This is a genomic window from Sessilibacter sp. MAH1 (assembly GCF_054658315.1).
The window spans coordinates 138,088-152,651 of sequence record NZ_BAAGIC010000012.1 but is presented as its reverse complement, the minus strand read 5'-3'; the positions used below and the strand labels follow the sequence as shown (position 1 = coordinate 152,651).

The 14,564-nt window shown below is 43.1% G+C and carries 10 protein-coding genes; 3 read left to right on the top strand and 7 right to left on the bottom strand.

The window, feature by feature from the left end:
• Positions 1-273 precede the first annotated feature (273 nt).
• Positions 274-696 carry a group II truncated hemoglobin gene (locus ACYQ28_RS13145; RefSeq protein WP_460050477.1) on the top strand — a complete coding sequence of 141 codons (423 nt, stop codon included), beginning with the start codon at positions 274-276 and terminating at the stop codon, positions 694-696.
• Positions 697-897: 201 nt separating this feature from the next.
• On the opposite strand, the gene ACYQ28_RS13140 is transcribed toward ACYQ28_RS13145, so the two are convergent.
• Both ACYQ28_RS13140 and ACYQ28_RS13135 read right to left on the bottom strand, forming a co-directional pair.
• The gene (locus tag ACYQ28_RS13140; protein ID WP_460050476.1) at positions 898-1,419 is read right to left on the bottom strand and encodes a hypothetical protein; all 522 of its coding nucleotides are present in this window, start codon (positions 1,417-1,419) and stop codon (positions 898-900) included.
• A 30-nt stretch (positions 1,420-1,449) separates the two neighbouring features.
• Positions 1,450-2,505, bottom strand: a complete 1,056-nt coding sequence (locus tag ACYQ28_RS13135; RefSeq protein ID WP_460050474.1) for an extracellular catalytic domain type 2 short-chain-length polyhydroxyalkanoate depolymerase — start codon at positions 2,503-2,505, stop codon at positions 1,450-1,452.
• Positions 2,506-3,003: 498 nt separating this feature from the next.
• On the opposite strand from ACYQ28_RS13135, the gene ACYQ28_RS13130 reads away from it, so the two are divergent.
• The gene (locus tag ACYQ28_RS13130; RefSeq protein ID WP_460050472.1) at positions 3,004-3,897 is read left to right on the top strand and encodes a DMT family transporter; all 894 of its coding nucleotides are present in this window, start codon (positions 3,004-3,006) and stop codon (positions 3,895-3,897) included.
• A gap of 25 nt (positions 3,898-3,922) precedes the next feature.
• Here ACYQ28_RS13130 and ACYQ28_RS13125 read toward each other — a convergent pair whose 3' ends face one another.
• Both ACYQ28_RS13125 and ACYQ28_RS13120 read right to left on the bottom strand, forming a co-directional pair.
• Complete coding sequence (locus ACYQ28_RS13125; protein ID WP_460050470.1) at positions 3,923-4,597, bottom strand: DsbA family oxidoreductase; 675 nt, start codon at positions 4,595-4,597, stop codon at positions 3,923-3,925.
• Between the two features lie 256 nt (positions 4,598-4,853).
• Positions 4,854-6,413, bottom strand: a complete 1,560-nt coding sequence (locus ACYQ28_RS13120; protein WP_460050468.1) for a diguanylate cyclase — start codon at positions 6,411-6,413, stop codon at positions 4,854-4,856.
• Between the two features lie 435 nt (positions 6,414-6,848).
• On the opposite strand from ACYQ28_RS13120, the gene ACYQ28_RS13115 reads away from it, so the two are divergent.
• The gene (locus tag ACYQ28_RS13115) at positions 6,849-10,394 is read left to right on the top strand and encodes a sensor histidine kinase (protein WP_460164718.1); all 3,546 of its coding nucleotides are present in this window, start codon (positions 6,849-6,851) and stop codon (positions 10,392-10,394) included.
• Between the two features lie 131 nt (positions 10,395-10,525).
• Here the strand turns inward: ACYQ28_RS13115 and ACYQ28_RS13110 are convergent, their stop codons facing one another.
• From ACYQ28_RS13110 to acs, 3 genes are all read right to left on the bottom strand, one after another.
• Positions 10,526-10,681 (bottom strand): hypothetical protein, encoded by a 156-nt coding sequence (locus ACYQ28_RS13110; RefSeq protein ID WP_460050464.1) that lies wholly within the window; start codon positions 10,679-10,681, stop codon positions 10,526-10,528.
• Between the two features lie 640 nt (positions 10,682-11,321).
• Entirely contained in the window at positions 11,322-12,011 is a 690-nt protein-coding gene (locus ACYQ28_RS13105) for a response regulator transcription factor (protein ID WP_460050462.1), read from the bottom strand.
• Positions 12,012-12,245: 234 nt separating this feature from the next.
• Entirely contained in the window at positions 12,246-14,198 is a 1,953-nt protein-coding gene (gene acs, locus ACYQ28_RS13100; RefSeq protein ID WP_460050460.1) for an acetate--CoA ligase, read from the bottom strand.
• Positions 14,199-14,564: the final 366 nt, after the last annotated feature.

The window sequence follows — 14,564 nt, the reverse complement described above, 5'->3', positions numbered from 1 at the left end:
CTCATTCATGAGTTAATCAGAGGAAAGAAATTGAAAATGTGATTTCCAATTTCGTCACAATTTCAATCACTTACACTTCTTGAAGTTGGCGACACATCCTTGTGTCGCGAGAAACTCTAGGTTGATCAGAGTTTTCTATAACTTTTGTTGCCTTTCTCGTTTGTAACAACCATCTTTATCGATAACTTTTGACCGAAAACATGTTTTTTGGCAAACAAATTGATACTGCTGTAAGCGTGTTGTTGTAATGTGTAAATTTTAGGGAGTACTTCTGTGGTACATGTTGAATCAATTTCTTACGGCAATGGCGATGCAACCTATCAAGCGGCAGGCGGGTTAGAGGGAATTACTCGGTTGGTCAATCGTTTTTATGATTATATGGAGACGCTCCCAGAGGCCAAATTTGTTCGCGATATGCACCCAGAAGATTTGAGCCTTTCTCGCCAAAAATTAATTTATTTTTTGTCGGGTTGGATGGGTGGCCCAAAATTGTATAAAGAGCATTTTGGTTCTATTTCAATTCCGGTTGCACACAAGCATTTGCCAGTTGATATGGATGGCAAAAACGCTTGGCTGTTGTGCATGAAAAAAGCGTTGGCTGATGAGTTTTATCCGGATGATTTTCAGAAGTACATTATCGACAAACTTTCTATCCCTGCCGAAAGTATTCGTCTTATGTGCGAACCGAAAAAATAAATTTTCTGCCATGGTATGGAAGATGTAATAAAAAAAGGCTCTGATAAAACCAGAGCCTTTTTAGTATTCAGTGAATGGTTAAAAACTTTAGGAAGCTCTGATTAACCTAGAGTTTCTCGCGACACAAGGATGTGTCCCTCTGATTAAATCATGGATGAGTTAATCAGAGGTTCCTTTAAGAGTCTTTAACTTATTAGCGCTTTATTTCTTCGGCAAAGTTTTTTCCAATGTGCTTTGCAACCAAGCAACGTAAGCGGTTTGAATAGAACCCATTAACGACGCTTGTGCGTTAACATCTTTTTGAATTTGTTCAAATCCATCAAGGTTTTTGTTAATAACGGCGGCTAGGTTTTGTTGGGGCGATGCGCCTGCTTTAAATGCGGTCATGCTGTCGCTAATGTCTTTAACCGAATCGATAAGAAGCTTTTGTTGTGACTCAGTTAATTTTTTGAAGCTGGTACTTTGCACGTCTAAAAAATCGGTCATGCAGCTTTGGATATTCGCAGGATCGTTTTTTTGCGAAAAAAATCCCATCCAATCTGTTTTCGAAAAAAACTGCATAAATTGTTCGTTGATTTGAACGAATGTTTGCATTGGATTAAATGCATTTTTTAATAAATTCATTTCTTCCATAGAGGTTTTCATCACTTGATTAGCTCTTTCAAGAGCTGCTTTCAGGTCTTTGTCCATCGAAAGGTCTGGCATTTGAGTTAGCGCATTCATAATAAGCTCCAATTCAGAAAAGGATTTTAATTAATTTACGGGCTCCGCGAGACGATCAATCATCGCCCTTACGGCCGATAACTGCGGAGCGTGTTTACTGTAAAAATCGGGTTCAGATTTATTGGGTTGAGAATATCCCCAAAAATCCCAGCAGCCTTGGGGGTTAAACGGATCTTTCGATGACGGTTCGACCTGTGGATACAGCATGACAATGTCATTGGCATCGGCGATCTGATTGTAACCGGTGCCCATGTAGTATTGGTCGCCGATTTCGGTATAGCCCTGTAAACAGCCGTGATACACAACGTGCAGCCTACAGCCTCCTTCGCGACAGCCTTCGGGAATATAGACAAACGCAGAATCACTCATGCTAGTGTTACCGCTTTTGATAAATTCCGTCTGATCGAATTCAACAATTGCTTGAGCAACATCTGCTGCCGGTTCGGACAAGCCCGAATATAAATGATTTAGAATGTCTTTCGCTTGATAAATGTCACAGTCGTTGATGAACGGCTTTTCAGTTACGGCGCATTCCTTATTACCAAAACTGGTGGTAACTATGGCGTGACCTGCGTCAACGTCGGTGACGTATTCAATAGCGTCTTTGTTTATACCAAGATCAAGAAAATATTGGTAAGTTTGATCCATAACGGTTGTGGTAACGGTGTGGTCGGCCTTGCCATTAAATAGATAGATTTTGTCATCCACTAAATTGGTGATTGAATCTATGTCGCCTTTTTCTGCAAGTTGGCGCGTCAAACTAGATAGATGCGGAGTGTTTGGGCCTGAGCTGTGAGTTAGCGGGTTCATGCAAGAACCGGTGGCGTTTTGTACATGGGATTGGAAATCCCAAGATAGGGCGCATAGGTAAGGGCCGCCCGCGATAATGCCTGCTCCCGACATAATTTGTGAATTAACTATGTACAGTTGTGACGCCATAAATGCGCCCGATGATAATCCGGAAACAGTTACGTCATTGAGCTTAACGCCAAGAGCTGGCAGTTTATCGGGTTGCGCGTTCACGGTATGTGCGCACAGTAATAAATGTGCGGAGCATACAATAGCAATAGCTTGAATTGGTTTCATAGAATGCCCTAGATTTTAATTATTGTAATATTGCGTTTTGATAAAAAACTCCCAGTGGTAGGAGTTTTTGACGACACAAGCACAGGTCGTCAATTTCGATAACCGTAAGTTATTGAAATTACGGAGAAATTGAAAGTCGTACTTTCAATTTCTGCCCTCGGACTAAATTGTAGATGGATTAATCAGAGTTTTTCTATTGATACATCAAGGTGTAATTGCTGCGATATAACGTGGTAAATATGCTTTATAAAAGTAGAACAATCAAAACAAAAATTATAGGTGTAATCCATAGGGTTAATATTGAATATTATTGCATTAAAAATTATTTTTTTAGGATCTAAAAATTTTGCCAGCTATGTGGCTAGGCATTATGTCAGTAGAAATTATTGGCTTTTGTTTCGATACTGATATTTTTATAAATTTCTGTATGCTTGTTTATGACTTAATGAAGTAAGATAACAATCTCAAAATAACTAAAACAAGAGAGAGGGTAGAGGTTTGAAACTGATCGTAAGCGTTGTGTTTGCTTTAATTGCTTTTGCAGGCAACTCGGTATTGTGCCGTTTAGCATTACTGGCAAATCCTACTGCTCAGATTGATGCAGCAAGTTTCACCTCGGTTAGGCTCATCTCTGCGGCTATTACTTTACTGATTCTGATTCAGTTTACTCAATCCGAAAAGCCCAGCAATAAAGCCTTTTGGCGAGAAGTCCTTGCGGGATATACTTCAAAGAAAGGTCTGGGGTTGTGGTATTTGTTTATCTACGCGGCCTGTTTTTCTTTCGCATACATTTCTCTCGATACCGGTATCGGTGCATTGCTACTCTTTTCTACCGTTCAAATTACCATGATATCCATTAGCCTATTTCGAGGTGCTCGTCTGAGTATTTTGGAGTGGTTGGGTTTGTTGTTGGCCGCAGCTGGATTTGTGGCCCTAGTTTGGCCGGATCTAACCTCGCCTCAGTGGCAACCGTCGTTGTTAATGATTATTGCGGGTTTAGGCTGGGCCATGTATACGCTGGCCGGTAAAGGCTCGGTGAATCCGCTTCGCGAAACCGGTCTTCATTTTATTAGAACGGTACCTCTTTGCATTGCCTTGAGTGTGTTTTTTCTTGCCGGTAGAAGTATGACCTTAGAGGGCGCCTTGCTGGCAATTACTTCTGGCGCAATTACCTCTGGCTGCGGATACGCGATTTGGTATTCTGCTTTGCGGCATTTAAACACCACGCAAGCTGCTGTATTACAGTTATTGGTGCCTGTTTTGGCTGCGGTCGCCGGTGTGATATTTGCGGGTGAATTACTCGACCTACATTTTTACATCACATCCAGCATGATTTTAGGTGGTGTTGCAATCGTGATTATAACGGGAGCAAAACTTCGCGCTCGAACCTAGTGGTTAAAGCGCGTTAGTTTGAAGATTATTCGGCTTCGGTAACAAGCTGATTTTGTTCGGCAAATAGCGTGTTGATAACCTCAATAAATTGTTCAGGTTCTTGTGCGCCATTGACCAAATATTTTTTGTTAAACACAAACGATGGTACGGAGTTAATGCCAGCCGATGCCCACAGTTGCTTTTCTTTTTTCACGGCACCGATGATGGTTTCGTCGAGCAGTGCTTTTTGCGCTTCATTTAGGTTGAGACCAACTTCTTCGCACGCGGCCAATAACACGTTTTCGTCGTTAATATTTTTGTTGTCTGAAAAGTTGTACTCAAATAATTTGAGTTTCAATTCGGTTTGTTTGTTGTAACGCTGAGCCCAATGTAATAACACGTGTGCATTATTGGTGTCGTACATTTTAAAATCCGACCCAATATTAAATTCAAAATTAAATTTGGCGCCAATGGCCTTAAGTTTATTCGCAAAATTTAATGAATCTTGTTCAGACATATTGTATTTGCGTTTTAAATTATCCAGTAACAGTTCACCATCTTCTGGAAGCCCAGGGTTTAATGCAAATGGTTGCCACTGGATTTTAATTTTGTCAGCGTTGGGAATGTTTGACAGTGCTTGTTGTAATTTTTTATAGCCAACAATGCACCATGGGCAGGTAACGTCTGAAATAATATCGATTCTAATTTCTGTGGTCGTCACGTTGGCCTCCAATACCGGTAAGATTTTGATTGCTACACATGTTAGATTCCATTCCTGACGACGGTGATTAATACTCAATTGAGGTTGAGTTAGGCCGCAGGAGAACTAGCCGTGTAGAACTCCTTTTGATAAATAATTAGTAGGTTACTTTAGCAGTTTTATCAATAACTTTAAACGAGAGTTGAATGTTGGTTCACACAAACTGCGAGTTTCCCCAGAATATCTATCCCGCTAAGATGGTTTATTCAGGCAATGATCAATGAGAAACGACTTGATTTCTTCCCAAAGTTTTAGCTTTATAGAGTGCGTCGTCGGCACGTTGAATGAGATCGTTTTCTGAGATATCCGACGCAGGATGATAAGCTGCCACACCAAAGCTTGCAGTCATCGAAAGCGCTTTCGGAAATTCATGGTGTTCGATAGCAGATTTTAACGACTCTGCCAGAGCAACCGCTTCGCTCAGTGGTGTTTCGGTGCTAAGAACAATGAATTCTTCGCCACCAAAACGCCCAACCATATCGACTTTTCGAATTCGGTTATTAAGTACACTGGCGAATTCAACCAACACTCTATCGCCGATCAGGTGACCAAAGCTATCGTTCACTCTTTTGAAGTAATCTATATCGATAAAAATGACAGAAAAAGGACGGTCGTAACGTTTGGCCCTTTGTAACTCACTTTTGAGTTTTTTATCGATTAAGTTGCGATTGGCAATTTGTGTGAGTGGATCAATAAAGGCCTTAGCTTCTAGAGATTTTGATTCTGATAAATCGGTAATTGAGCTAATAATTTTGAGACTATTTTTATAGTAATAGGTGGTTAGCTTAATATTTACCGGTATTTGTTGATTGTTTTTATTCAACGCGTAAAGGTCATTTTTATTATCGACTTGCACCATATTATTAGAAACGGTTTGATTTTTCAGTATTTTGCCGGCAATGTCTTCAACATAGTTATCGCGAAGAATTTTGTGGGTAATTTTTTCACTGAGATCGTTTGCAACCAAATCCTCAATCGTTAAGTTTTTGAGTTCCGATTTTGTATAGCCAAATAAATTTTCGGCCAGAGAATTATATTTAATAATTTTACCATCTTTGTTACTGATGATAATAGCGTCGGGAGTGGCCTCAAAAATAGCTTGGGCTTCTTTCAAGGCATTATCGCTACGACGGTATAACACTAAAATCAACGATGCAGCTATTAACAAAGTTGGTTGTGAAATTAATAAAATTGCTTGTACGTTGGCTCTGCGCTTTTCGATATTTTTCTGATGAAATTCAGAGGCTAGGTGGAACTCTCTGTGAACCGCCTCACCGAGCTGCTCTACAGGCGACAAGTAAAGCAGTTCTTCTTCGTATAATATTTGAATGATTTGGCTGTTATCCAGTTTGACATCTTGTTTGAGCAAATTTATTTGATTGTTGAGTGTCGCCTCGTGTTTATTCAGAATTGACTCAATGACGTAGACCATTTCAAGCTGGTCTCTGAGCTTTAAAACACCTTTGAGGCTGAGGAAATCTTGCTGAGCCTTTAATAAGCTCTCTTTTGCTATATAAGTTGCTCTTAGATTTTGTGATACAAGTGCTTTTGCATAATTTTTCAAAAATCCTTCGTAGGCAAAACTTTTTAGAAACCGATCGTATTTATCCGCGTGATCTTTGGCGATATAGGTGGATTCTACCCATTGTTTTTCAAGAAGTTGGATATTGCTGTTGAGCACGAACGTGTACAGAAGCAGTAGTAGATTCGCTGCAATGCAAATACCGCAGACAATGAACAGTCTTTTCGATTTTTTTTCGTATTTTGTACTGTCCATTAAAAACTATCGTTGGTCCGTTCTTTATTCAATAGCAATAGTGCTATTGATGTTTAGGTAAAACTTGGCTTTTTGTAATGTTTATTTGGCGCGATAACCGTTGTATTTGATTTATCTAATCTACAAGTTTTGAGGCGTTAATCTATACTTTTTTTACGGTCATTTGATGTATTCCCATCCTTACTTCTTTGCAAATTTAGACTCTTTATCGTGTAAGTATAGACAGACTCTAGTGTGTTCTTAGTGTTTTTGAGGTTGTTATTTCTCAAAGTGTGCTCAACGTTTTAGTTAATCTGTTTTTGCTCTTTAGCTGCCGACCATGGTCTCATTTGCATTCCAAAATGCTAAAGTAAACTTTCCTGCATGCGTTACGAACCTGTATTCGTGAAATCTTCGCGTTGTTTTCGCGAAATCTATTTTTGTTAAGGTTTATTTTTGAACGGTCAGCTTTTATTACTCCTAGTTTGTATCTACGGCGGTCTTTTATTCGGTATTGCATGGCTGGCTGAACGCTATGGTCACAAATTGCAATTTAGCTGGTGGCGACCATTAATTTATGCACTTTCTTTAGGTGTGTATTGCAGCTCGTGGACATTTTTAGGCACGGTGGGCACGGCCGCCGACAGTGGCTGGTCGTTCTTGCCTATTTATCTTGGGCCAATTTTTATTTTATGGTTTGGCTGGCGATTTATTCGCAGGCTATTGGTTATTTCTGCTCGCAACAAAGTGACTTCTGTGGCCGATTTTATTGGCTCCCGCTACGGAAAAAATCAACCGTTAGCGGCTGCGGTAACCTTGGTTATGGTGCTGGGCACCTTGCCTTACATTGCCTTGCAGTTGCGAGCCGTGGTATTGGCTTGGTCGACGATCAACTGGGATATTAACCACGAGCAACTCGGCGATTACACCAGTTTGATTACAGCGTTGGTAATGGTTTGGTTTGCCATTTTATTTGGTACGCGTTTGTTTAACGAACCCGAGCGACTGCGCGGAATGCTCACGGCCGTTGCTACTGAATCGATTGTTAAGTTGGTTGCATTTGTATCGGTGGCGGTCTTTGCGTGGAGTCTTCTGGCGGGAGGTTCTTTTTGGAGTTGGCCAGATTTTAAAGCGCTGGGACAGTACCAAACCCAGCCGAATTTTTCGTGGGACCAGATTTTTACGCCTTCGTTTCTAACTCAGGTGATTGTTTCGGCGTTTGCGTTTGTTTGTTTACCACGTCAGTTTCATCTTATGGTGGTTGAGTACCATCAGCGCAGTGATCTCAGATTTGTTCGCTGGCTAACACCGCTGTATTTAGCCGCGTTCGCCGTTTTTGCGCTACCGATTACCTTTGCAGCGACTTACTTATTGTCGGGCCTTGATATCCCTTCAGACAGCTATGTGCTGCTGTTACCCCAGTGGCTACGTGCCGAAACCTTGGTGGCGGTAACCTTTTTGGGGGCCCTTTCTGCTGCGACCGGAATGGTGGTTGTGGCGACCGTTGCGCTGTCAATCATGATCGCCAATGAGTTAATCGTTCCTGCTTGGTTGTCTTTTAGCTCTCGGCGCGTACTTAAGCCGACTCACTTTGGTCGGGCATTACGTTTTATTCGACGCTTTTCAATATTGGTGGTGTTGTTATTAGCTTGGGCGCTGGAGCAGTCTTTCAGTACCGAAAGTGATTTGGCGTCGCTTGGCTTCTTGTCGTTTACTGCCGCCGCTCAGGTTATGCCTGCGTTAATTGCCGGCATGTACTGGTATCGCGGTCATTCAAAGGGTGTGCTGGCGGGCTTAGCCTTGGGAATGCTCTTTTGGCTATACTGCTTGTTGGTTCCAACGTTATTAACGCATCATCACACGCTGATTGTTGACGGCCCCTGGGGAATTACGTGGTTGTCACCGCACAATTTGTTGGGCGGTGGTTTTTTAGATCCGCTCAGCCACGGTTTGATATGGAGCTTGGTACCTAACTGTTTGGCTTTTTGGTTGGTCTCAAGGCGTTCGCATTTAAGTGCTCTGGATATTCGTCAGGCCGATGCATTTACGCAGGTTCGCTGGCCGGGTTCTCGTTCACAAGGTGACCGCGAACCTTCGGATATTGAAGTTCAGCAGTTGCAAGCGTTGGTGCAGCCATTGTTTGGTGCCGAGCGCACTCAAAATATTTGGCAACAACTTGAACACCAGCTCGGCCATCGATTGCTTCCCCACGATAAGGCGCCGTTTTTTGTGGTGCAAACTATCGAAGCCGAATTGGCAGCCATTATTGGTGCCATGTCTGCCCACCGTGCAATGCAACTCTTGGCACGTCAGCAGCCTCTACACTTGCAGGACTTTGTGCCGTTAGTAAGTGGTAGCTCACGTCAAATTCAGTTCAGTCAAACCCTGCTGCAAACCACGCTAGAAAATATTCCTCAAGGCATTAGCGTGGTTGATGAAGACCTGCGTTTGGTGGCTTGGAATCAGCCTTATCAAAACCTCTTTAACTATCCTCAGCGACTGCTCTATGTAGGATGCAGGATTGAGACAATCTACCAATTTAACGCCGAGCGCGGTTATTTGGGCGCCTCTAACGATGATAAAGGCTCCATGGATGCGGCCATTGAGCGGCGGTTGAATAATCTTAAGTCTGGTCAGCCATACTTGTTTAATCGCATTTTACCAAATGGCTTGGTTCTAGAGATTCGGGGAACACCGCTGGCTAACGGTGGTTACGTAACCACCTACACCGACATTACCGATCATCATCGAATATTGGCTCAACTCGAAGAAGCCAAACATCATTTGGAAGATCGTGTTGCGCAACGTACGGCCGAATTAACGGAACTTAATGAAACGCTGCAAAAAGAAAATCGTTTGCGAGCCAAAATGGAAGGCGAGTTAAAAGCCGTGCACGCTAGTAAAAGTCGCTTTCTTGCTGCCGCCAGCCATGATCTTTTGCAACCCGTAAATGCCGCGCGTTTGTTTGTGTCATCGCTGTTAGAGAAGGTGAAAAAGCCGGATTTACAAGCCGATGATATGCGCCACGATCTTAAATATTTAGATGCAGCGCTCGGTTCAACCGAGCAATTGATCAGTACGTTGCGTGAAATTTCGCGTTTAAGTTCTGGTCGCGAACAAGCTCGTCGCGAGAATTTTGACATTCACCAAATTTTGGGGCCGCTTGCGTCTGAAGCCCAAGTATTAGCCGATGAGGCGGGTTTAGAGTTTTGTTGGGTACCAACCCATCAATGGGTTTATACCGATCCGCATTTATTGCGCCGGGTAGCGCAAAACTTTATCAGTAATGCACTGCGTTACACGAAAAAAGGTAAGGTTTTACTGGGTTGTCGCCGTAAGCAACAACACCTCGTGATTGAGGTTTGGGATACGGGCCCCGGTATTGATACGCGCGATCGTGAAAAAATCTTTGAAGAGTTTGAACGCTTACCCGGCCATGTGAATGGTAACCAAGGTTTAGGCTTAGGGCTTTCTATCGTTAAAAGTATTTCGGATTTGTTGGGTCATGGCATTCATTTGGATTCTTGGCCTGGCTCAGGTTCGGTGTTTCGTATAACAGTACCTCTTGGCACCAAGCAGGTAGTGGCAACTCGGCGCGTGGTGGATACACAGCTTTCTGGCGTGCATGTGTTGTGCATCGACAACGAAGAGCCAAATCGTGAGGGCATGCGTTCGCTTCTAGAGCAGTGGGGTTGTGTGGTCGAAACTGCCGCCGACCTGGGGCAGTGTTTGAGTCGATGGGCGCATACCGAACCGCCGGAAATTATTCTGGCAGATTATCATTTGGATAACGAAACGGGCTTAGACGTTTTACAGGCGTTAACCTATCACTGGGGTTGTGAGCTATCGGCCATGATTATCAGTGCTGATAATTCGGAAGGGCTGCGCGGTGTGATCGCCGAGGCGGGATATGGATTTCTAGCCAAGCCAGTTCAACCGGCGGCGCTTCGAACCACGATTCGTCAATTACTACGCAGAAAACAAATGGCCGATGCAGAATAGCTAAAATAGTAGTTACGAAATAGTAGTTACGAAATAGTCGTCACAAAATAGTGGTTACGATTAAGCCTTCTAACATTTTGAAAGTATCGGAAGGCTTAATTTAGCGACGCAGGTTTATTCAGGACGCTGTTTTATTGTGCTCGTTCGACGTTAATCCAATTGCCGTAAGGGCGAGTATCGGCAGCAAAATCACGGTTAAAAAATTCGATGCGCCAAGAATGGCTGCTGCAATAATTGCGCTCGCCCAACATAAGGCTTGCATTATTTTCTTGGAATTTTGTTGGCACTTTTGCATTGAATTTCCTTCAGAATTGGATCGATTGATAGGGCATTTTTATGTCGAGTAAAAATTAGGATGCACAAATTGATCGAAAGGTTTAATCGTTAATTTCTAGGATTATAAAAACTCGGATCGAGCTTGAGTTACTGGCGCTGTGTAGACGGGTAATGAAAGAGCAGACGGGTAGTGAAAGAGCATCGTTAGGAGTCTCTGATCAACTCATTCGTGATTGAATGGGAGGGCGAAAATGGACAATCCGATTTCCAATTTCTTCGCAATTTCAACCACTTACAATTCTTGAGATTGGTGACACATCTTTGAGTCGCGAGAAACTCCAGGTTAATCAGAGCTTGCTTTGGATAATTTGAGACTAAAATTCTCGATCATTTTTTTAATGATGAAGTATTCGCTGTTGAGACGTGAATTTGGATTCATCCGTTTCTTTTGGTAACTGTCTATGCAGGGATTTTTCGGTGCTGGATTGGCGGGTTTAGCTATAGTCGAAAACTGATGGGGAGTACTTAGTACTCCGGAGTATGACTGATTTAGAAACTCCGGAGAGGTTAAACGAAGTTATCGCCTATGGATAAAAATTTCCCAAACGATAAGTGCAACTGTGGATTTATGGCTTACAGTGATCGTTGTTATTAGTGGCTAATTCGGTATTCTTCCAAATTTACCGGAGGTTTTACAGCTAATTGACCGAGAGCTAGTACAACCTGTGTTCTTGAGTTCACGCCCAGTTTTTTGAATATTTCCGTCATGTGTGCCTTAACGGTAGCTTCGGTAATGTTTAATTCCGCAGCGATTTGTTTATTCAATAAACCTTGGTAAACCATACTGGCAACTCGAAACTGCTGTTGAGTGAGTTTTGATAAAGAATCAGCGATAGATTGTTCTTGGTCAGAAATGGTTTGCGGGCCGTCACCAATATCTGGTTGCCATAAACCACCGGCCAATACCGTGTTAATGGCTTCACCCATATCGTTAAGGTCTGCACTTTTTGGTAAAAATCCTGCTGCTCCGTGGTCCATAGAGCGACGAATGATTTCTGGCTCGCTGTGCGCAGACACCACCACAACTGGAATGTGTGAGAAGTGTGTCAGTACATAAATTAATGCACTGAAGCCTTCACAGCCTGGCATTTGCAAATCCAACAGTAACAGTTGGCTGCGCTGACCTTCGGCCTGAAGTAGCTCGGCAAGAGAGTTAAAATCCTCGGCTTCGCGAATATTTGTCTCAGGAAACAAACGCTCTATAGTGTTTTTTAGCGCCATTCGGAACAAGGGGTGGTCGTCGGCAATAATTACCTGCTCGACTGACGTTAGGCTTTGCATCAGTTACCCTCTTGCTGATCGCTTGTAATGATCAGAGTCTCGTTATATTACAAAATCTTATTATTGTGGGCGTAATGTCGACCTCAGTGTGTATTTCGCCTGTCTTTGGTCAAGAAATCAAGTGAAAAAGCTAACAGATGTGCAAAAAAGTGGTGGGCCAAATAGCTCACCACCGGAAGAGCACCTTGATAGCGGCGCCTATATTAGGGGAGGTAATCCAATTTTTGTAGGGTTTTAGCCCATCAATTCTTGGTGCCCATTGATCAAAGTATCAACAACCGCCGGGTCCATTAATGTTGAGGTATCACCCAAGTTTTCGTACTCGTTGGTAGCGATCTTGCGCAAAATACGACGCATGATTTTACCCGAGCGAGTTTTCGGCAAGCCCGGAGCCCACTGAATGAAATCTGGCGTGGCAATTGGGCCGATTTCAGAGCGTACCCATTTAACTAGCTCTTTTTTCATGTCGTCGGTAGGTTCAACACCGGCAATTAAGGTTACGTATACGTAAATACCTTGGCCTTTAATGTCGTGAGGAACGCCCACAACCGCGGCTTCGGCAACACTTTCGTGTGCAACCATAGCGCTTTCGATTTCGGCGGTGCCCATGCGGTGCCCGGAAACGTTCAGTACGTCATCCACACGGCCGGTGATCCAATAGTCGCCATCGGCATCGCGACGAGCACCGTCACTGGTGAAGTAATAACCTTCAAAGGTTGAGAAATAGGTTTCGATAAAGCGTTCGTGATCACCGTAGATGGTGCGCATTTGTGATGGCCAGCTGTCGCAAATAACAAGGCTGCCAGACGCTTCGCCTTCTAGCACTTTACCGTCGCTATCCAGTAGCGCTGGTTGAATACCAAAGAACGGTTTTGTTGCTGAACCTGGTTTTAAATCAGTTACGCCGGGTAATGGAGTTAACATCATGCCGCCGGTCTCGGTTTGCCACCAAGTATCCATAATTGGGCATTTCGAATGACCGAATTTTTCGTAGAACCAACGCCATGCTTCTGGGTTGATTGGCTCACCTGCGGTCGCAAGAATTTTTACACTCTCAAGCGATGCGCCGGCAACAGGTTCGTCGCCATGTGCCATTAATGCGCGAATGGCGGTTGGCGCGGTATAGACGATATTGATTTTGTATTTGTCGATAAGGCGAGCCATACGACCAGAGTCTGGATAGTTTGGAACCCCTTCGTACATCACACAGGTCGCGCCATTGCTTAATGGTCCGTACACGGCGTAGCTGTGGCCAGTAATCCAACCGATATCAGCCATACACCAGTAGATTTCTTCGCCGGTGTAGTTGAATGCGTACTGGTGAGTCAATGAGGTATAAACGGCGTAGCCGCCCGCGGTGTGAAGAACTCCTTTTGGCTTACCGGTAGAACCGGAGGTATAAAGCAAAAATAGCGGGTCTTCGGCATTTACAATTGTTGCCGGACAATCAGTGCTTTGTGAGTCGGCTAATTCTTTGAAATCTACGTCGCGACCGTCAACAACAGGAGCTTCGCCGCCGGTGTGTTTTAACACAATAACGTTTTTAACCAAACCTTGTGGGCAAATTTCAACGGCTTTATCAACGTTAGCTTTTAATGGTACCGCTTTGCCGGCGCGCCAGCCTTGATCGGCGGTAACGACATATTCAGAAGAGCCATCGGCAATACGACCGGCAATGGCTTCTGGCGAGAAACCACCAAATACCACAGAGTGAACCGCACCGATGCGAGCGCAAGCCAGCATGGTAATGGTCATTTCGGGAACCATTGGTAAATAGACCGTAACAACATCGCCTTTTTTAACGCCTAGTGATTTTAGGCCATTGGCAAATTGATTGACACGTTCTGATAAATCTTTGTAGGTGATAACACGGGTTTCGCCGTGTTCGGTGTCTGGTTCCCAATAGATGGCAACTTTATCTGGTGTTGTTTCAACGTGTCGGTCAAGCAGACTTTCTGTGACATTTAATTCGCCATCAGAAAACCAACGAATGTGTAAATCTTCTTTCTTGAAAGAGACATCTTTTACAACGGTAAAAGGCTTTCTCCAAACGATGCGATTTGCGTGCTCGGCCCAAAATGTTTCTGGGTCTTCAATTGACGCTTTATACATCTCTTCGTATTTCTCTGGCGACAGTAAAGCCGCTTCACGCATTTCTGCGCTGACCGGATAAATATCGTTGCTCATGTTTTTTGTCTCTACTAAACCCTGAAAAAATAACAAAAGTGCAAACTAGAAATTTTTATTGTTTGCCTTCCTTGTAATGGAAAAGAAATTAGCGATTTAAATTTTTTTATTTTTATTCTTTTTAACAAAGGTTTTTTGTGATCAATCTTTATTCTTAAGCAGTTTCCTCTAGAACAGGTGTTTTTATAATTAGACTTTTGTCTAAAGTTGCACTACACCTTTTTACAGCAATGAATTTTCTTCGTGTATCGGAAAAAAAAGTTGCTACGACTTTCGTCGAATCTCGACCATCGGCTAATACTGTCGACGTCCAATAAACGTTAAAACTTACCCACACAATAAAAAAGATACACAATAATAATATAC